The following is a 19843-nucleotide window of genomic DNA, read 5'->3' on the forward strand; positions in this document are numbered from 1 at the left end:
GTTCAGCCGGCGATCGAGTCGAGCTGTTCGGCGGCGGGCCGCAGGGCCCAGAGGTCTCCGCCGGGCGGTGTCTCCAGTTCCGCCACGGCGGCCCGGGCCTTCGCGTCACCGGCGTCGGCGGCCGCGTGCACGATGTCGCTCGCCGCGTAGCGGTAGAACTCCAGCTCCGGGTGGGGCCAGGGCGCTGCACCCGTTGCGGCGGGCAGGAGGTAGTCGACCGCCTTGAACAGGCTCTGGCCCTGCGGACCTTCGTACGCCCAGAGGTCCACCCCGACGTGTCGGCCGATGGCCGCGAGGCGAGTGTAGGCGACCAGGTCGAAGGTCGAGTAGTGCCAGCTGCGGGTGCGTGCCAGTTCCTGCGGCTGGGTGCCGTCGCCGGCGATCTGCGGATCGATGCGGAGTGCGCGGGCGGCCAGGACGGTCCTGCGGGCGAGCGCCTTGTCGCCGGTGGCGAGGGCGAGGCCGGCGATCTGCATGTCCTGGAAGGTGCCGTGGTTGTTCTGCGCCGCGGACTCCTGCTTCCCGAAGTCGGAGTCGACCAGCCAGTCGAGGAACGCGGCGTTCCAGCTCCGCATGGCGGTCCGGTCGTTCGTCGTCCAGCCGGGGGCGCCGGTGTCGAGCAGGGCGACGGCATCCAGGACCGATGTGTACTGCTGGGAGAAGTCGATGATGCCGATCGCCCGGCCGTCGTACTTGCAGGGGATGAACTGCCCGTGGTTCAGGTTGGGGTTCATCCGGGTCGCCGGGTCCAGGAACCAGGTGCGCAGGATGTCGGAGGCGTGTTCCGCGTACTGCTTCCGGCCCGTGTAGTACCAGGCGAGGCTGAGGGTGGTCACGGAGTTGAAGACCTTGCCGATGTCGGGGCGGTCGGTGCCGGTGTCGACCTCGGGATTGCGTTCGCCGTCGCGCTGGACGTACGGGCAGCCCCAGGGGTTCTCCGTGGTCCTCGGCTGGGACGGCCACCAGTAGGGCGCCTGGCTGAGGTAGTCGTGCGGGTCGCCGCCAGGTGCGGGCTTCGGCTTGTCGACGACCGTCCAGGGGCCCTGGCCGAGCCACTCGTCCGCCTTGGCGGTGAGGGAGCGCAGCGCGGTGCGCAGGGCCGGATCGCCGTGGTCGAGCCGGACCTTGGTCTGCTGGATGCGGTGCCCGTCGATGACCACGGTCGCCGGGGTACGGGACGGCGGGTGGCCGGGCGGGGCCGCCGAGGCGGTGGTGGGGACGAGCAGGGCGGTCAGGGCGGCCGCGGTGGCGAGGAGGGCGCCGAGGCGCCGACGGGGACTTCCACTCATCGAACACTCCCAGTCATGTATATGAACAATGTTCACGAGCAAGACCGTGCGAGCGTAGGGCCGACCGTTCTGAGTGACAATGCCTCGCGCACGATTCACGGATGGGACCCCGCCGGGCCACCGAACCCGGCGGGGTGGACATTCCGGACCGGCACTACCATGGCGCTGATCATTTCTGCGGTGCTGCCGTACCCGTCGAGGTACCGGACTCCGCGTCTACACACAGGGAGCAACCATGGGCGGCCTCGGCGTGCGCTGGACCTTGCACGGCGACGGGAAGACGCCCGCACCGGGAGCGGTGGTCCGCCCCGACGAGCGGCTCACCTGGCCCCGGACGTTCGGGCTCGGCGCCCAGCACGTGGTCGCCATGTTCGGTGCGTCGTTCGTGGCCCCGGTGCTCATGGGGCTCGACCCGAACCTGGCGATCATGATGTCGGGTGTCGCCACGGCCATCTTCCTGCTGGCCACCCGCGGTCAGGTGCCCAGCTATCTGGGCTGTTCGCTCTCCTTCGTCGGGGTGGCCGCCACCATCCGGGCCAGTGGCGGCAGCAGCGCGGTCGTCACCGGTGCGGTCTTCGTCGTCGGGGCCGTCCTCTTCCTCGCCGGTCTCGCGGTGCAGCGGTTCGGCGCCCGGATCATCCACGCGGCGATGCCGCCGGTGGTGACGGGCGCGGTCGTGATGCTCATCGGCTTCAACCTGGCACCGGTCACCGCGTCGACGTACTGGCCGCAGGACCAGTGGACCGCCCTGCTGGTGATGCTGTTCACCGGACTGGCCGTGGTCTGCCTGCGCGGTTTCTTCTCCCGTATCGCGATCTTCCTCGGTCTCGTCTTCGGCTACGTGCTGTCCTGGGTCCTGGACCGTGTCTTCGGCAAGATCCACTCACCGGCGGGCGGGGCCGAGGCCGTGGACCACTGGCGGCTCGACCTGTCGGGCGTCGGGAAGGCCGACTGGGTCGGACTGCCGACCTTCCACGCACCGAGCTTCGAGTGGTCGGCGATCCTGGTCGCGCTGCCCGTCGTCATCGCGCTCATCGCCGAGAACGCCGGCCATGTGAAGGCCGTCGGTGAGATGACCGGCCACTCCCTGGACAGCAAGCTGGGCACCGCGATCGCCGCGGACGGCGCCGCCTCGATGCTCTCGACCGCCGTGGGCGGCCCGCCGAACACGACGTACTCCGAGAACATCGGGGTGATGGCCGCGACCCGGGTCTACTCCACCGCCGCCTACTGGGCGGCCGCCTGCTTCGCCCTGCTGTTCGGCCTCTGCCCCAAGTTCGGCGCCGTCGTCGCCGCCATTCCCGGCGGGGTGCTCGGCGGCATCACCGTCATCCTGTACGGCATGATCGGCCTGCTCGGCGCCCAGATCTGGCTGAACGCCAAGGTCGACCTGCGCAACCCGCTGAACCTGGTGCCGGCCGCCGCGGGCATCATCATCGGCGTCGGCGGGGTCAGCCTGAAGATCTCCGACAACTTCGAACTGAGCGGGATCGCGCTCGGCACCATCGTGGTCATCACCGGCTACCACGTGCTGCGCGCCTTCGCCCCGGCCCATCTGAAGACGCAGGAGCCACTGCTGGACTCGGGCACGTCCGCGTACGACAAGGAGCCGCCGGCCGACGGCTCCTGATCCGGTCAGCCCGTCGCCAGCTGGTAGGCGTAGTCGGGGGTGAAGGACCCTGCCGCACCCTTGCAGCCGTCGGACTCGCCGGGCAGCTTCACCCACAGATAGGCGTCGATCCGGGACTCCCCCGTGGCCGTCGTGGGGGCCCGGCCCAGCGCCCGGCCCGCCGGATCGCACCACTCGCCCGCCTTCGGCGCCCCGTTCCCGTTGCGGCTGGTGTCGATGACGGCGCCGAGCCGCGCCGGGCCGCCGAGCTCGGCCAGCACCCGGCGGGCGTAGGCGGCCTCGTCCGCGGTGCGGTGGAAGTTCGACACATTGGTGAAGATGCCGTCGCTGCTGCTCGCCGCACCCGCCGCCCGCAGCGCCGCGGCCTGCTTCGGGGCCGCGTGCCAGCCCGAGTGGCCGCCGTCGAAGTAGACCCTGGTCTTCGGGTTCGCCGCGTGCAGGGCGTCGCCCGCCCGCGCCAGCGAGGCATAGCGCGCCTGCCGGTCACCGGCGGACAGGCAGTCGGCGAGCGCGACGGAGTCGGGCTCCAGGATCACGATCACCGGCCCGCTGCCGAGCCCCGCCGCGAACTCCCGTATCCACGCGTCGTACGCCGCGAGTCCGGGAGCACCACCCTGGGACGCCCCTCCGCAGTCCCGGCCGGGGATGGCGTAGGGCACCAGGACCGGTGTCCGGCCCGCCCTGGCCGCGGCCGCTGTCACCGACCGGACCTGACCGGTGACGGCCCCCGGGTTGTAGGCGGCGAACCAGACGGCGGCGGGCTGCGCCGCGATCCGGGTCTCGATCAGCGGGCGCCGCGGGTCGCCGCGGTGGGCCGCGACCCAGTCCAGGACCTGGGACTCGGGGTGGCGGTAGAGCCTCCCGGCGGGCGGGACCGCGGCGCCGCGGGACGCCGGCGGCGCCGCTTTCGAGGGGCGGGGCGCGGGTGAGGCGGTGGAGGCCGGGGCGGACGGGGTGCGCGGGGCGGCCGTCGCGCTCGGCACGGCGGGCAGGGGCACCACCGTCGGCGACGCCGTGGTGTCGGGGCGGGCCGTGGTCCGGTCCTCCTCCCCCGCGACGGCGGAGATCACCCCGGCAGCCGTGCCCACGGCCACCACGGCCGATGCGACGGCCGCCATGGCGTGCCTGCGCGCACGGCGTCTGCGTTCCCGGAACTCCCGCTGCGCGACCCGGCGTTGTGTGCGTGCCCCCGACACTCCCCGTTCCCCTCCCCGGCCCCGGCGACGACTCCCGGGTGCCACGGCGAGCCTACGGGCGGGGCGTCGGCCCAGGGTGCGGTTCGGGCAGTCGGACCACATCGCGGACCGGACCGCCGGCGCTCAGAAGCAGTCGCCGTACCAGTGGACGGCGCCGGGCGCGGTGACGGTGGCCCGTACGGACTCGGCGGTGGCGTGCAACGGCTTCGCCATTCCCACGTGTTCCGTCACCTGCCGGGCATCGGCCAGCAGGGCGGGAAGCGCGGCCGCCAGGCCTGGGCCGTCGGGGATCCGGACGCGGGCCCGGACCGCCCCTGCCGCCCGGCCGCGGGACGCGACGGCGGCGAGCAGCGCGCCCAGGCTCGCGATCTCGCCGGCGAACTCCCGAACCTCCACGCAGTCCCCCTCGTCCTGCGCGACGATCCAGCCGGCCAGCGCCCCGGAGCCGGGGTCCACCGCCACCAGGGACTTCTCGACGGGGCCGTACCAGGCGGGCACACGCACCGCCCAGTCCCCGGGTTCCCGCAGGGAGCTCAGCGGCCGGCCCGCGTTGTACGCGTGGTGTAGCGCGGCCACCTCCGCCGCGTCCCGCGCGGTGGCCTCGCGGACCGGGAGGGTGCCGGGGGCGGCCGCCGGGGCGGCCAGGGTCCCCTCGGTGTACGAGCTCGGGAACTCCTGCCATCCCGAGCCCCGGTAGACACCGGGTGTGCCGGTGAACAGCAGTGACCAGGCGCACTGTTCGGCGGCCATCGTGCGCTCCGCCGCCCCGAGCAGCCGCCGCACCAGACCCTGTCCCCGGGCCCCGGGGCGGGTGGCGACGCTGCCGATGCCGCCGACGCGCTGCGGGGTCCCGTGCGCGTCGCGGATCAGCCGCGGCACGTAGACGACGACCGCGTCGATCCCGTCGCCCGCGGCGTCGCACGCCACGAACGTGCGGCGGTGGCGCTGGGGGTCCAGGGCGTGCAGGGCGGTGATGTGCGGGGCGTCGAAGCACTCCTGCCACAGCGCGGCCAGGGCCGGGTCGTCGGCGGCGGTCGCCGTGCGGATCAGGGTGCTCACAGAACCAGGTTCCCGTCGGTGCGGACGGTGGCGCCGTCGCCCGGCATCGCCGTGCGCCGCGTGCCGTCCTCGACACACGCGGTGTGCAGGACCGAGGCGAGGGCGTCCGGGGCGAGGTGGAGGGTACCGCCGGTGTAGCGGCTGCCGGTGGCCGCGTAGTGGTTGGTGCCGTCGGCGATCCGGACGTGGGCGGTATCCGGTCCGGCCGCCGTGCTGCTGATCCCGGTGATGTCCCAGGTCACCCTCCCCGGGCCGTCCGCACGGCCGAGCAGCGCCTTGGCCTTGTTGCTGCCGGTGAACCGGGCGCCGCCGGTCACGGTGATCCGCTGGTCGCGCACACCGCTGAGCTCGATGCCGGTGTTGTCGTACGTACCCCCGTCGATCCGCAGGTCCGCCGAACCGGCCGAGACCGGGGCCGCGTTGTCGGTGCCGGTGACCGTGCAGTCGGTGAAGTGCACGGGTCCCGCACCGCGCAGGACCGCGCCGTCGACACCCTTGAACGTGCAGCGCACGAAGTGGACGGGCGCGGTGACCGGTGTCTGGACGAGGACGGCGCCGGCGGGCGGCTCGAAGGAGCAGTCGCTGATCGTCGTCGGCCGGGTGGAGCGTGCCGAGCGCTGGGCCACGGCGAAGGTCTTCGCGGTGCAGCCGCGCACCTGGGCCCCGTCGGCGTTCACGGTGAGGGTGCCGGCCTGGTCGAAGGTGGGGCGTGCGATCACCGTGACGTCCTCCAGGGTCAGGTCGGTGATCTTCGTGTTGGCGGTGAACCAGGAGCAGACGTGTCTGCGTACGGTGATCCGCTTGGCGGAGATGCCCCACTGGGCGCCTGAGTTGGCGATGTCCATCAGCCCGGAGTTGCCGTCGAAGAGCAGATCGTGCTCGTACTGGCCGTGGGTGGTGAAGGGGTTGCCGCCCGCGTCGTCGCCGTCGCCGTGGCAGTTCACGACGGTGCAGTAGGCGGAGGCGGTGAGGTCGTTGAGGTGGCGCACGTTGCTCGTGGTGCAGTCGGCGACCCGCCCGTACAGGCAGTAGATCTGCTGGGTGAGATAGCCCGCGCCGCCGTACTCGACGGTGGGCGGGTTCTTCAGGGAGCAGTCCTCGGTGCGGAAGCGGGTGCACCAGCGGCGCATGACGACCGGCCAGAAGGTGCCGGTGGCGTGGATGCCGGAGACGTCGCAGCCGACGGCGTACTCGAAGCTGACGGGGTGGGAGCCGGTGTACTCGTCGGGTCCCGCGCCCTCGAAGCGCATGTTGCGGATGTGGGTGTTGCGCACCGGTTCGATGCGGGTCCAGGTGAGGGTGCGGCCCTCGGCGAGTTCCCAGCCGTTGAGGTAGCCGATCCGGATGTGGCCCGCGTCGATGATCTCGGTGATCTCGACCAGCTTCTGCAGCTCGCGCTCGTCCCCGCCGCCGCCCGCGACCGGGTCGACCTGCACGGCCCACCACTGGCCGACGGCGAACGCCTTGGCGTCGGGGACCGGGAAGGTGTCGGTGAGTTCGATGACCTTGCCGGAGAGCGCGTGTCTGACGGTGGTGTCGGTGATGGTGCCGCGGAAGGAGAGGACGGCGCCGAAGGGGTTGTCGTGGGTGTTCTTCTCGATGTTCTCGGTGCGGATGTGGTGGCCGCCGAAGTCGAGTTCGATGTGGGAGCGGTCGAAGAGGTGGCGTTGGGTGAGGAGGAGGTCGGTGTGGGCTTCGATGCGGTGGACGGTGGGGTCGTTGACCATGGTGTCCAGTGCGGTGTCGGCGGGGGTGCCGGCGTCGAAGTGGCCGAAGGTGCGGAAGTCGAGGGTTCCGGTGTGGAGCTGGTGCCAGCGTCCGGTCTTCGTCGTGCCGTTGGGGGCGATGACGGTGCCGGCGTTGTGGGTGGCGGTGGATTTCTTGTTCCAGCGCAGGGCCATGGTGCCGCCGTCGCCGGGGGTGTTGTAGCCGGCGACGATGACGTGGGTGCCGTCGGCGAGGGGCTTGGTGTTCAGGGCGCGCAGGGCGGTGACGGTGTCCAGGTGCAGGACGTCACCGGTGTGTGCGGGTGCGGCCTGCGCGGAACCGGTGGCCACGGCGGTGCCGGCCATGACCAGACCGGCCAGACCCGAAGCCCGCAGCACACTGCGACGGGACGAGGCGGGGGACGAAGCAGGGGCGGACATGACGGAGGTGCTCCTCGCGTTGTCGATGCGTGCTCGGGGTACCGACTGCCGGTCGGCCGCGGTCAGATCGTGTTGCGGTAGGGCGGCATGAAGCGCATCCGCGGCATCTGGTCGGCCAGCACTCCCCCGTCCACGACGAGGCGCGCACCCGTGAGGTAGGCCCCCGCGTCCGAGGCGAGCAGCAGCAGTGCGCCGACGCACTCGTCGGGCTGCGCGTACCTGCCGAGCGGGATGCGCTCGCGGTACGCGGACTCGAAGGCCTCCCGGTCGAAGGGGAACTCCCCGTCGATGGGGGTCTCGACCATGCCGGGGGCGAGGGTGTTGGCGGTGATGCCGTGCGGGGCGAGTTCGACCGCCAGGGTCTCGGTGAGCAGCTGGGCGGCGGCCTTGGAGGCGTTGTAGTGGGCCAGGCCGGCCTCCGCCACGAGGGCGTTCTTCGAGGTGATGGTGATGATGCGGCCGGCGACGGAGTCGGCCGTCATGTGTTCGGCGACGCGCTGGCTGAGGAAGAACACCGCGTCGACGTTGACCCGCATGATGTGCGACCAGCCGGCCGGGGTGATCTCGTTGAAGCGCTCCAGGGCCGCCGTGCCCGCGTTGTTGACGAGGATGTGCAGCGGCCCGGCCTCGGCGCGCACCGTGTCGACGAACGCGGACAGCGCCTCGATGTCCGCGAGGTCCTGCCCGTAGACGCGGCAGCGCCGGCCGAGCGCCTCGATCGCCGCGGCGGTCCCGGCGACGCCCTCGGCGTCTGGCAGGTCGACCAGGACCAGGTCCGCGCCCGCCTCGGCGAGCCCGACGGCGAAGGAACGGCCGAGGCCCCGGGCGGCCCCGGTGACGACCGCGGTGCGGCCGGTCAGGTCGAAGCGGTCGGTGCCGCGGGGCGGGACGGCTGCGGTCATCGCGGGTTCCTTCGGGCGAGGGCGGGCGGGGAGAAGCGAGGGGTGGGCCGCCGCGCGGGACACAACAGGGTGGGGAGCGCGGCGGCCCGTCTGCGGACCGGCACCGGGTACCGGGGGGTGGCCCCTGGCGCCGGCCCGCAGGCTTTGGTGAACGGCCGGGTCAGCCGTTCAGGCCCAGAAGATCGAGGGAGGGCCGGTGGATGATCTCCTCGATCGCGTCCGCGTCCAGCGGCGGCAGCCCGGGGATGCCGGGGATGCGGGCGATCTCCCGCAGCCCCTTCACCGAGTCGTCGACCGTCGTGAACGGGTAGTCGCTGCCGAACAGCACCTTGTGGAAGACCCCGTAGTCCTGGACCAGCCGGAGGCTGTGCCAGAGCTGGAAGGGCCGGTAGTGCAGGGCACTGAGGTCGGCGTACACGTGCGGGTGCTTGCGGATGACCGCGATGCACTCGCCCTCGAAGGGGTGGCCGAGGTGGGCGAGGACCATCCGCAGTTCCGGGTGGCGGATGGCGACCGCGTCCAGGTGGCGGGGCATCGCCCACTCCAGCGGTGCGCTGGAGACGAACGTGGTGCCGGTGTGCACCAGGAGCGGCAGCCCGTGCCGTTCGGCGTACGTGTACAGCTCGTCGTACTCCTCGGCCGCCGGGTCGAAGCCCGCGTACATCGGCATCAGTTTGATGCCGCGCAGGCCGAGCTCCTGGTGGCCGTAGCGCAGTTCCTCCTGCCAGCCGGGCTGGGTGGGGTCGAGCGCCAGGTAGCCGATCAGCCGGTCGGGGTGTTCGCCGACGTACGCGGCCACGGCGGCGTCGTCGACCCAGAGCCCGCTGCGGCGCGCCTTGCCGCCGACGACGATCGTGCGGGTGGAGTCGGGCGCGGTGGCGGCGTACTCCTCCCACTTCACCGTGAGGTCGACCTCGCCGGCGTGGGCGCGGGCGGAGTCGGAGCTGAACGGGTCGGTGAAGTCGTGGCTGTGCCGGAAGAGGTGGGAGTGGACGTCGGTGATCATGTGCGGTTCCGCTTCTCCCAGCCGTCCGCGAACATGTTCCAGAAGCGGTGGCTGGGCGGGTGTTCCTCGAAGACCTCGTCGACGAGTTCGACGCCGAGCCCGGGGGCGGTCGGCAGTCCGATGCGGCCGTCCGCCATCGGGAGGGTGCCCTTGAGGGCGTCGAAGACGAACGGCTCCAGGAGCCCGTCGAAGGTCTCGAGGATCTTGAAGTTGGGGATTCCGAGCGCCGCGTGCACCGAGACGGTGGTGCAGAGCGGGGAGTTGGAGTTGTGCGGGGCCACCAGCATGCCGTGGGTGTCCGCGATCGCGGCGAGCTTCCTGACCTCGGTGAAGCCGCCGGCCATGGACAGGTCGGGCTGGATGATGTCGACGGCGTTCGTCGCGAAGAGCTGCTTGTACTCGTAGCGGTTGTGGAAGTGCTCGCCGCCGGAGATGGGGAAGGCAGCGCGCTGCCGCAGTTCCGCGTACCGCTCGATGTGCGTCCAGGGCATCGGCTCCTCGAACCAGCCGATGTCGAAGGGCTCCAGCTCCCGCACGAGACGGGCGGCGGTCGGCATGGCGAAGCGGGCGTGGCCCTCGATGAAGAGGTCGATGTCCGGTCCGATGGCTTCGCGGACGGCGGCGACGAGGTCGATGGAGCGGCGCAGTTCGGCGCGCTCCAGCTCGTGCAGGCCGGGGCCGAAGGGGTCGAACTTGAGGGCGGTGTAGCCCTTGGCCACGGTCTCCTTCGCCTTGGCGGCGAAGGTCTCGGGCTCGCGTTCGCCGGTGTACCAGCCGTTGGCGTAGACCCGGACGTCGTCGCGGCAGGCGCCGCCGGTCAGCCGGTAGGCGGGGACGCCGAGCGCCTTGCCCATCAGGTCGTACATCGCCTGGTCGAGGCCGGACAGCGCGACGCCGCCCATGTCGCCGCCGCGCAGGAAGTCGCCCTGGTAGACGCGGAGCCACAGCTCCTCGATGTCGAAGGGGTCGGCGCCGATGAGGTGCCGTCCGGCGATGGCCTCGGTGAGGGCGCAGACCTCGCTCACCCGGTACGGGTGGGTGATCTCGCCGATGCCGGTCAGGCCCTCGTCGGTGTGGACCCGGACGTAGCCGAAGTCGCGCCAGGAGGTGCCGAGCATCAGGGTCTCGACGCGGGTGATCCGTCCGGCGGGGCCGGCGGGGCGGGTGCGGTTGACGGTCAGCATCAGCGGGTCGCTCCGCCCATGGTCGAGGTGTTCTCCAGGTCGCGGGCGCCGCCGTCGGCGAGGACGGCCTTGACCGCGGCCTCGGTGCCCTCGATCAGACGGTCCACGTCCGCGTCGGTGTGGGCGTAGCTGATGTGGCTGCGCTTGAGGTTGAGCGGGAGCTCGAACAGGCCGTGGTCCAGGAGTTTGCGGCGGTAGCCGACGAACATCGAGGCGTCGTTGTTCAGCAGGTCCGCGTAGGTGCGGGGGGCCTCGCCCGCCATGAAGTAGCTGACGAACACGGAGCCGTAGCCGGTGACGACGGCGGGGACGCCGAGGCGCTCGTACAGTGCGGTCAGTTCGGTGCGGACGCGGTCGCCGAGCCGGAAGACGTGGTCGTGGACCGGTTCCTCGCGGAGCTTGCGCAGGGTGGCGAGGGCGGCGGCGACGACGGACGGGTGGCCGTTGTACGTGCCGGCGAAGAAGGCGGGGGCGCCGGGGCGGGTGGAGAAGAGGTCCATCAGGTCGGCGCGGCCGCCGATCGCGCCGACGGGGGCGCCGTTGGCGATGGCCTTGCCGAGGGTGGTGAGGTCGGGGGTGACGCCGGAGATCTGCTGCCAGCCGCCGATGCTGTGGCGGAAGCCGGTGATGACCTCGTCGAAGATCAGCACGCTGCCGGCCTTCGTGGTCTCCACGCGCAGCGTGGTGAGGAACTCCTGGTACGGCAGGAGTGCGCCGACGTTGTGCGGGACGGGTTCGACGATGACGGCGGCGATGTCGGAGCCGTGCTCGGCGAAGGTGCGGCGGACGGCCTCGCTGTCGTTGAACGGCAGGACGAGGGTGGCTTCGAGGACCTCGGGCAGGATGCCGGTCGAGATCGGGTCGTGGCCGCCGACCTTCGAGGGCTCGGAGATGACGTTGAGGCTGACCGCGTCGTGCCAGCCGTGGTAGCAGCCCTGGAACTTGACGACCAGGCGGCGGCCGGTCGCGGCGCGGGAGACGCGCAGCGCGTGGAACGTGGCCTCGCTGCCGGTGCTGGTGAGCAGGACCTTCTCGATCGAGGGGATCAGCTCGGTGAGCTGTTCGGCGAGGAGGACCTCGCCCTCGGTGACGCCGACGCCCATGTGCCCCAGGGTCGCGCCCGCCTCGGCGGTGGCACGGGCCACGTCGGGGTCGTTGTGGCCGAGCAGCGGTGGGCCGAACGCCGAGTGGAAGTCGGTGTACTCGCGTCCGTCGGCGGTACGGAACCGTGCGCCGTGGGTCCCCGTGACGACCAGGTCGGTCAGTCCGGGAACGCTGCGCTGACCGCTGTTCACGCCGCCGGGTACGACCTGGCGGGCGCGCTCGGCGAGTCGGGCTCCGGATTCGTTGCCTACCGGGCCTGAACTCATGGTGCTTGCTCCTTGCGTCGAGAGTCGTCGGTTTTCGCGGGCCCTGCCCGGCCCGTGAGTCCCTGGCGCCATCCGCCCGGCAGTCGCCGCAGGAAGAGGGTGATCCGTGGTGCTCGGTGATGCGTTTCGCTTTTTCAGAACGCTGTTCTGTAGAGCAGAACAGTGCCTGGATATTACGTCCGGGCCGAAAACCGGTCAACCCCCTTCCGCCCCGCCAAGGCCCGGATGTGGGGGATTTGTTGAATCGGAGGCACTCTCCGCACCCACGGAGGCACTACGCTGTTCTGCTATGACGAACAGTGCTGCCCCAGAAGAACCGAAGTACTGGGTCAAGAGCGTGGCCAGGGCAGCGGACATCCTCGAAGCGCTCGCCGCTCCCTCGCAGGGGAACGGCCTGAGCGTCACCGAGGTCGGTCAGGCCTGCTCCATCTCCAAGAGCGCCGCCTTCGGCATGCTCCAGACCCTGCGCGCATACGGCCTCGTCTCGGACGACGGCGAGGGCATGAACCGCCGCTACCGGCTCGGCATGAGCCTGGCCCGGCTCGGCGACCGGGCCAGGTCCCAGGTCTCCCTGCGCGGGGTGGCCCACCCGGTGCTGCGCGACCTCACCCGGACCACCGGCATGGCGTCCCGGCTCGCCGTCCCCGAGGACGGCCACGCCGTCGTGGTGGACCAGGTCGAGCTCGACCAGCGCGTCCGGCTCGATCTGCGGATGGGCCAGCGCGAGCTGCCGCACTGCACGGGGCTCGGCAAGGCGCTGCTCTCCGCCGTGCCGCAGAGCGAGGCCGCCTCGGTGATCGAGCGCTTCGGGCTGCCCCGGCGCACCTCGCGCACGATCACGGACCCGGCGACCTTCCTGGCCCATCTCCGCGACATCGCCCGGGTCGGGTACGCGCTGGACGACGAGGAGGACGCCGAGGGCATCATCTGCATCGGCGCACCGGTTTTCGACGACCGGTCGGTGTGCGCGGGCGCCGTGTCCATCACCGGTCTCAAGCTCGGGCTGCCTGCCTGGCGCTACCAGGAACTGGGCGGCCAGGTACGGGACGCGGCCCGCCGGATCAGCGTCTCGCTGGGCTGGACCGAGGACCCGGACGAGGCCGACACGGAGGCCGGCACGGCACATTCCGACGGAATCGGGTCTTGACCGATCGGCATCACCAGCCGTAGGTTCCCTGCCAACCGAGGTGACATTCACCGGTCACCGACGTTTTATCCCCTCCGGTCCGCTTCCGGCGCCTGCCCACCGCGCCGTGAACACCCGACGACCGGAGCCTTTTCAGCCATCCGCCGTATGGCAGTCCACCGCAGGAACGCTCCCTCACTCGTCGCACTTCTCGGAAGGCGAAGTCCGCATGAGCGTTCCGCACCACCCCTCCCCCGCCTCGTCCCGTCGCAGTGTGCTGCGGGCTTCGGGTCTGGCCGGTCTGGTCATGGCCGGCACCGCCGTGGCCACCGGTTCCGCGCAGGCCGCACCCGCACACACCGGTGACGTCCTGCACCTGGACACCGTCACCGCCCTGCGCGCCCTGAACACCAAGCCCCTCGCCGACGGCACCCACGTCATCGTCGCCGGCTACAACACCCCCGGCGACGGCGGCACCATGGCCCTGCGCTGGAACAAGAAATCCACCGCCACCCACAACGCCGGCACCGTCATCGCCCCCAACGGCACGACGAAGACCGGACGCTGGCACCAGCTCCACACCGGAACCCTCGACTTCCGCACCTTCGGCCACTTCGACGCCGGCACCCCCGCCGACACCGCACTGGACACCATGGTCAACGACCCCACCGTCCACCGCATCGAAGCCCACACCGACCTCCTCCTCACCCAACGCCACCTCTTCGACCGCTCCCACATCGAACTCGACTTCGGCGGCCACCACATCCGCACCGAGAACATCGAGAAGAACACCCACGACAACCCCTTCGGCGCCGTCCTCTCCTTCCGCGGCACCATCACCGACACCACCGTCAAGCACAGCCTGAGCGCGGCGATGCCGGACCTGTCGGACCTCTTCGAGGTCGGTGACTCCTCGAAGTTCGCCGTCGGACAGTGGTGGGCGGTGGAGATCAACGCCCTGGCGGGGACGTACGAGAAGGAGATCCAGCGCCTCGTCCAGGTCACCGGCGTCGTCGACGCGACGCACATCCGGGTCAACTACCAGATCGGCTGGGACCTGGCGGCCGGCCGCACCCTGACCTGGACCCGGATCGAGCCCGTCGACCGCGCCCACGTGCGCAACATGGTCTTCGAGGGCTGGGGCGAGGACGAGATGACCGGCTCGCACCCGGTCGCCTACGAGTACGCGGTGCGCTGCGACGTCTCCGGGATCGAGGCCGTCGGCACCTTCTGGCCGGTGGTGATGCGCCGCTGGTGCACGTACTACCGCACCGAGCAGTGTTCGCTGACCAACCCGAAGTCCGTCACCTACGGCGGCGCGGGCTACCTCACCCAGCAGATCTACTGCCTGTACGGGCACGTGGAGGACTGTCACACCTCCAACGCCCGTCACCTCAACGACTTCACGGCCTCGGCCTACTGCTACGTCACCAACTGCCACGGCGACGGTGACGACGAGGGCCCGTTCGTCACGCACGGCCAGTTCGAGCACGACCTCGTCTACACCGGCAACTCCGGTCTGATGACGTTCGCCAACTCGGGGGCGGCCTGGGGCGGCAGGGCCAAGCGGATCACCGTCCGGCGGCACGCCTGTTCCTGGTTCGTCGCCCGCGTCAAGATCACCGATCTGACGCTGGAGGACGTCCTGGTCATCGGCAAGGAGTCGCTGGCCGGCTCCGGGATGCTCTGGGTCAACGCCGACGGGGTGCAGATGCGGGGCTGCACGGCCACCGGTCCGCTGATCGTCTCCCGCGCCTCGGACCTCTCCGCCCGCCCCAACGTCATCGCCGACTCCTCCTTCGCCTTCGCGGCGGGCGCGGAGGTCACCCAGGCAGGCGTCACCGTCCCGCTCACCCTCCAGCGCACCACGCTGAAGGGCGTCGACGGCGCGGTGTTCAACGGCACCGGGCCGCTCGTCATCGACCAGTGCACGCTGACCGGATCCAAGGACACCGCCCCGGTCTCGCTCGCCCACGCCGACATCAGCGTCCTCGGCGGCGAACTGCGCGACACCGGGATCAAGCTGACCTCGGCCAAGGACCAGCGGCTGCGCGTCGACGGCACGCGGCTGTCCGGCACCAACAAGGACGGCGCCCTGCTCGCCCGTACCGGCTCGGCCCGGACCGTCGACTGGCAGCTCAGCGGCCTCGACTCGACCGCACCCGAGGGCACCGCCCATGTGCTGGTCACCGAGGGCACCAACCGCTACCGGGCCACCGGCTCCACCTTCACCGGCGGCCGGCTCGAACTGCGGCCCGCGGCGTTCGGCGGCAGCAGCCATCTGCTGCACACCGGCTGCGTCGAGGACGGCACCGAGCGCACCGCGCTGCCGGACGAGGGCGACCGCGTCGCCCACACCGCGGCCACGCTCCGCTTCTGACCACCGGGCCCAACCGCCCATCGAGCACCAGGGATTCCCCGTGTCCACGCATACCCCGATCACCGGCCGGCCCGTCCGGGTCGCGCTCGTCGGCGCCGGCAACCGCGGTCTGACGTACGCCGAGTGGATCAAGGCGCACCCCGAGCGCGCCGAACTCGTCGCCGTCGCCGATCCGCGCCCCGCCGCGCGGACCGCCGCCGGCGCGCCCGTCGAGTTCGACGACTGGCGGCCGCTCGTCGACACCCGCATCGCGGACGCCGTGATCGTCGCCACCCAGGACCGCTTCCATGTGGAGCCGGTGCTGGCCCTGGCCGAGGCCGGTTACGCGATCCTCGCCGAGAAGCCGCTCGCCCCGACCGAGGAGGAGACCCGCCGGATCGTCGAGGGGGTCGAGCGGGCCGGGGTGCTGTTCGCGGTGTGCCACGTCATGCGGTACACCCCGTACACCGACCTGGTGAAGGAGGTCGTGGACTCCGGAGTGCTCGGGCAACTGGTCTCGATCGACCATCTGGAGCCGGTCGGCTGGTGGCACTACGCGCACAGTTACGTACGCGGCCCGTGGCGCAGCGAGAGGGACTCCTCCCCGATGCTGCTCGCCAAGTCCTGCCACGACCTGGACTGGATCACGTACGTCATGGGCGGCCGGATCGAGCAGGTCACCGGTTTCGGCGGGCTGAAGCACTTCCGGCCCGAGAACGCCCCGGCCGGGTCGGCCGGCCGCTGCCTGGACTGTGCGGTCGAGTCCGGCTGCCCGTACAGCGCGCAGAAGCTGTACATGCCGACGCTGCGCGAGAAGGGCGCGGTCTGGCCGGTCACCCATGTCACCGAGGCGACCGACGAGGCCGGTCTCGTCCAGGCGCTGCGCGAGGGCCCGTACGGGGTCTGCGTGTACCGGAGCGACAACGACGTGGTCGACCACCAGGTCCTCGCGATGCAGCTGTCGGACGGGGTGACCGCGACCTTCCAGATGGTGGCGTTCACCGAGCAGACGCACCGGCAGACCCGGATCTTCGGCTCGCACGGCTGGCTCGTCGGTGACGGCGAGCGCGTCACCGTGCAGGACTTCCGGACCGGTGAGTCCACCGTCCGCGAACTCGGCACGTCCGGGTCGAACGCGGCGGACGGGCACGGTGGCGGGGACGCCGCGCTCGTCGAGGCGTTCGTCACCGCCGTCGCCACCGGTGACGCCGGGGCGGTCCGCTCCGGTCCCGCCACCTCGCTCGGCAGCCACCTCGCGGCGTTCGCCGCCGAGCGCGCCCGGCACACCGGCACCGTCCAGACGGTCCCGGCGCAGTGACTCCCCCTCTTCTTCCCACCCTCACGTCCTCGGAGGACCCCCTCATGTCCCGTCTTCTCACCCGCCGTTCCAGAGTCCGCGCCCTGGCCGCGCCCGTCGTGGCGACCGCGCTCGCCGCCGGTGTGCTGGCCGGCTGTTCCGGCAGCGGCGACGACGGCAACACCGTCACCATGTGGACCTACCCGGTCATCTTCGACGAGGCCAAGAACAAGGCGTACTGGGACGGCCTGATCAAGGCCTTCGAGAAAGAGCACGCGGGCGTCACGGTGAAGGTCGAGACCTTCCCGTGGGCCAACCGCGACACCGCGCTGGCCACCGCGATCGCCTCGGGCAAGGGCCCGGACGCGGTCTACCTGATCCCGGACCAGCTGCCGAAGTACGCCAAGAACATCGTCCCGGCCGACGACTACATGCCGGCCGACGCCAAGTCCGACTACACGGACTTCGCCCTGAAGTCCGTCACGGTCGACGGCAAGGCGCTCGCCACCCCGATCCTGACCAGCGCCAACCCGCTGATCTGCGACAAGCGCGTGTTCGCCGCCATCGGTGAGAAGACCTACCCGACGAGCTGGGCGGACCTGGAGGCGCTGGCCCCGAAGCTGAAGAAGAAGGGCTACTACGCCACCAGCTACAGCGGCGACACCCAGCAGACGCTGAACATGACGTTCTACCCGCTGCTGTGGCAGGCCGGCGGCGACGTGTTCTCCGATGACGGCAAGAACGTCACGTTCAACGACGCGGCCGGCGTCAAGGCGCTGACGTACCTGAAGAAGCTCGTGGACGGCGGCTACACCGACAAGGACCTGGTCACCACCACCCCGAAGCTGGAGCAGACCCCGACCGCCAAGGGCAAGGTCGCCTGCACCTGGCAGAACACCCCGGCGGACGTCGAGCCGTTCTGGGGCAAGGAGAACATCGTCGTCCAGCCGCCGCTGAAGGACACCGCGTCCGTCGGCTACGGCACCGTCGGCGCGCTGTCGATGCTGAAGGGCGCCGACAAGAAGAACACCGGCGACTGGCTGAACTTCGTCGCCGAGTCGAAGAACACGGCCGGTCTGCAGAAGGCTGCCGGCTTCTTCCCGGCCCGCACGTCCGGCGGCAACCTCTACCCGGACGACGCGCTGCAGTCGGCGGTCGGCGCCACGCTTCCGAGCATGGACGTGGGCCCGCTGCAGGACAAGGCCCGTGAGGTCCAGGGCGTGCTCGCGCCGGAGATCCAGGCCGCCCTGCTCGGCAAGAAGAGCCCGCAGGACGCGCTGGACGCCGCACAGAAGGCCGCGCAGGCGATGCTCGGCCGCTGATCCACGGCGGCGGGGCCGGCCTCCGGCCCCGCCGCCCCACGGGGGTGAAACCCCCGGACCCCCCGCAATTCCCCCGTACCGCAAGGAGATCCCCGTGGCAGTCGTCGCGGAACCCACCCGCCGGGGCCGTCGCAGCGGGCCGCAGGCGCGCCGCGAGGCCCGGATCGGCCTGCTCTTCGTCCTCCCGTGTTTCCTGCTGTTCCTGGCCTTCCGGTTCGGCCCGGGCGTCGCCGGTGTGCTGATGAGCTTCACCGACTACTCCCTCACCGGCGGCGGCAGCTTCATCGGGCTCGACAACTTCACCCGCCTGTGGGACGACCCGCTGTTCTGGCAGGCGCTGAAGGTCACCGTCCTCTACACCGTGCTCGCCGTGCCGGGCACGCTCATCGCGTCGGTGTCCCTGGCGCTGATCACCCGTCGCGCGTTCCGCGGCGCGAAGTTCTTCCGCTCGGTGTTCTTCCTGCCGGTCGTCACCTCGCTGGTGCTGGCCGCCACCGTCTTCGTGTGGATCTTCTCGACCGGCGGCCCGTGGTCCACCCTGATGGGCTGGTTCGGGATGTCCGAGGGCTCCTGGCTCTCCGACGACGTGCTGGTGCTGCCCGCGCTCGCGATCGTCGGCGTCTGGTCCCGGTTCGGGTACGGGATGCTCATCCTGCTCGCCCGGATGCAGGACATCCCGCGCGAGCTGGAGGAGGCCGCGCTCACCGACGGGGCCGGCCCCTGGCAGAGGTTCCGGTACATCGTGCTGCCGCAGCTCAAGCCCGCGCTGTTCTTCCTCGCGGTGATCGAGACGACGGCCTCCTTCCAGGTCTTCGACGCCGTGTACACGATGACCGGCGGCGGCCCCGCCAACGCCAGCTACACGCTCGTCTTCCAGCTCTACGACGCGGGCTTCAAGTACTTCGACCTGGGTTACGCCTCCGCCATCGGGGTCGCGCTCTTCGTGCTGACCGTGGTGGTCGCGGTGATCCAGCGGCTCGTGATCGGGAAGGACCAGTGACCATGACCGCAGCACCCGCAGAGACGAAGGCCCCGCCCGCGGGCCCGGCCCCCGCACCGCGGGACCGGGCCGAGCGCCGGGCCGCGCGCAGGCTGCGCAAGCTCTCCGAGCAGGACACCGTCCCGTACGGCATGCGCGCCACCCGGACCGGAAAGATCGCACGCGGCGTGCTCCTGACGGTCGCCGCGCTCGTGACGGTCTTCCCGTTCTACGCGATGGTCGTGCTCTCCCTGAAGCCGTCGGCGGCAGTCGACTTCCCCGGCAGTCTGCTGCCGTGGCCGCTGACCGGCGAGGCGTACGACACCGTCATGGGCGCCCAGGACGTGCCGCGCTGGCTGCTGAACACACTGATCTACTCGGTCGTCTCCGTCGTCGGCGTGCTGCTGCTCGCCTCGCTCGCCGGGTACGCCTTCGCGAAGAAGCGCTTCCCGGGCCGGGAGACGATGTTCTGGTCGTTCCTGTCGATGGTGATGGTCCCGTACCACGTCACGATGATCCCGACCTTCGCGATGATCGCGAAGCTGGGCGGCGTCGACACGTACTGGGGTCTGATCGTGCCGACGCTGGCCAACGCCCAGGCGGTGTTCCTGATGCGGCAGTTCATCCAGGGACTGCCGGACGAACTCTTCGAGGCGGCCCGGCTGGACGGCTGCAACGAGTGGCAGATCTTCTACCGGATCGTGCTGCCGCTGCTGAAGCCGATCCTCGCCACGCTCGGTGTCTTCGTCTTCCTCTGGCACTGGAACGACTTCCTGTGGCCGCTGGTCATCGGCCAGTCCACCGACATGCGCACCCTCACCGTCGGCATCGCCTCGCTCCAGCAGCAGAACGTGCCGCTCAACGTGGTGCTCTCCGGCTCCGTCATCGCGTTCGTGCCCATCTTCGCCGCGTACATGGTGGGCCAGCGCTACTTCACCGAGGGCGTCACCGCGTCCGGAATCAAGGGATAGCCACAC

At 71.1% G+C, this 19843-nt stretch carries 15 protein-coding genes; 7 read left to right on the forward strand and 8 right to left on the reverse strand.

The window, feature by feature from the left end:
* Positions 1-2: 2 nt before the first annotated feature.
* Positions 3-1289, reverse strand: coding sequence for an alginate lyase family protein (locus OG408_RS06970; RefSeq protein ID WP_266776457.1), 1287 nt, complete (start codon positions 1287-1289; stop codon positions 3-5).
* A gap of 235 nt (positions 1290-1524) precedes the next feature.
* Between OG408_RS06970 and OG408_RS06975 the strand changes: the two genes are divergently transcribed.
* Positions 1525-2919: a uracil-xanthine permease family protein gene (locus tag OG408_RS06975; protein ID WP_266776458.1), complete on the forward strand. Its 1395-nt coding sequence runs from the start codon at positions 1525-1527 to the stop codon at positions 2917-2919.
* A 5-nt stretch (positions 2920-2924) separates the two neighbouring features.
* Here the strand turns inward: OG408_RS06975 and OG408_RS06980 are convergent, their stop codons facing one another.
* From OG408_RS06980 to OG408_RS07010, 7 genes are all read right to left on the reverse strand, one after another.
* Positions 2925-4115 (reverse strand): glycoside hydrolase family 6 protein, encoded by a 1191-nt coding sequence (locus OG408_RS06980; RefSeq protein ID WP_442806012.1) that lies wholly within the window; start codon positions 4113-4115, stop codon positions 2925-2927.
* A 123-nt stretch (positions 4116-4238) separates the two neighbouring features.
* Positions 4239-5174 (reverse strand): GNAT family N-acetyltransferase, encoded by a 936-nt coding sequence (locus OG408_RS06985; RefSeq protein ID WP_266776460.1) that lies wholly within the window; start codon positions 5172-5174, stop codon positions 4239-4241.
* A complete protein-coding gene (locus OG408_RS06990) occupies positions 5171-7321 on the reverse strand; it encodes a peptidase C14 (RefSeq protein ID WP_326668911.1) in 2151 nt (716 codons plus the stop codon). Before OG408_RS06990 ends, OG408_RS06985 begins: the two co-directional genes overlap by 4 nt.
* 62 nt (positions 7322-7383) lie before the next feature.
* Positions 7384-8223: an SDR family NAD(P)-dependent oxidoreductase gene (locus OG408_RS06995; protein WP_266776462.1), complete on the reverse strand. Its 840-nt coding sequence runs from the start codon at positions 8221-8223 to the stop codon at positions 7384-7386.
* Between the two features lie 160 nt (positions 8224-8383).
* Positions 8384-9229 carry an amidohydrolase family protein gene (locus OG408_RS07000; protein WP_266776463.1) on the reverse strand — a complete coding sequence of 282 codons (846 nt, stop codon included), beginning with the start codon at positions 9227-9229 and terminating at the stop codon, positions 8384-8386.
* Positions 9226-10413: a mandelate racemase/muconate lactonizing enzyme family protein gene (locus OG408_RS07005; protein ID WP_266776464.1), complete on the reverse strand. Its 1188-nt coding sequence runs from the start codon at positions 10411-10413 to the stop codon at positions 9226-9228. The genes OG408_RS07000 and OG408_RS07005 overlap by 4 nt, the downstream gene beginning before the upstream one ends.
* Positions 10413-11783 carry an aspartate aminotransferase family protein gene (locus tag OG408_RS07010; protein ID WP_266776465.1) on the reverse strand — a complete coding sequence of 457 codons (1371 nt, stop codon included), beginning with the start codon at positions 11781-11783 and terminating at the stop codon, positions 10413-10415. Before OG408_RS07010 ends, OG408_RS07005 begins: the two co-directional genes overlap by 1 nt.
* Before the next feature lie 289 nt (positions 11784-12072).
* On the opposite strand from OG408_RS07010, the gene OG408_RS07015 reads away from it, so the two are divergent.
* The 6 genes from OG408_RS07015 to OG408_RS07040 all read left to right on the forward strand — a co-directional run bounded on the left by OG408_RS07015 (position 12073) and on the right by OG408_RS07040 (position 19837).
* Positions 12073-12930, forward strand: coding sequence for an IclR family transcriptional regulator (locus OG408_RS07015; protein ID WP_266776466.1), 858 nt, complete (start codon positions 12073-12075; stop codon positions 12928-12930).
* 208 nt (positions 12931-13138) lie between these two features.
* Positions 13139-15289 carry a peptidase C14 gene (locus tag OG408_RS07020; protein ID WP_266776468.1) on the forward strand — a complete coding sequence of 717 codons (2151 nt, stop codon included), beginning with the start codon at positions 13139-13141 and terminating at the stop codon, positions 15287-15289.
* A 40-nt stretch (positions 15290-15329) separates the two neighbouring features.
* A complete protein-coding gene (locus OG408_RS07025) occupies positions 15330-16586 on the forward strand; it encodes a Gfo/Idh/MocA family protein (RefSeq protein WP_326668916.1) in 1257 nt (418 codons plus the stop codon).
* Between the two features lie 44 nt (positions 16587-16630).
* A complete protein-coding gene (locus OG408_RS07030) occupies positions 16631-17887 on the forward strand; it encodes an ABC transporter substrate-binding protein (protein ID WP_266776472.1) in 1257 nt (418 codons plus the stop codon).
* Between the two features lie 94 nt (positions 17888-17981).
* Complete coding sequence (locus OG408_RS07035; protein ID WP_326668918.1) at positions 17982-18887, forward strand: carbohydrate ABC transporter permease; 906 nt, start codon at positions 17982-17984, stop codon at positions 18885-18887.
* A 2-nt stretch (positions 18888-18889) separates the two neighbouring features.
* A complete protein-coding gene (locus tag OG408_RS07040; RefSeq protein WP_326668919.1) occupies positions 18890-19837 on the forward strand; it encodes a carbohydrate ABC transporter permease in 948 nt (315 codons plus the stop codon).
* Positions 19838-19843 lie beyond the last annotated feature (6 nt).

It is taken from the genome of Streptomyces sp. NBC_01257 (assembly GCF_035917255.1).
Lineage (GTDB): Bacteria > Actinomycetota > Actinomycetes > Streptomycetales > Streptomycetaceae > Streptomyces.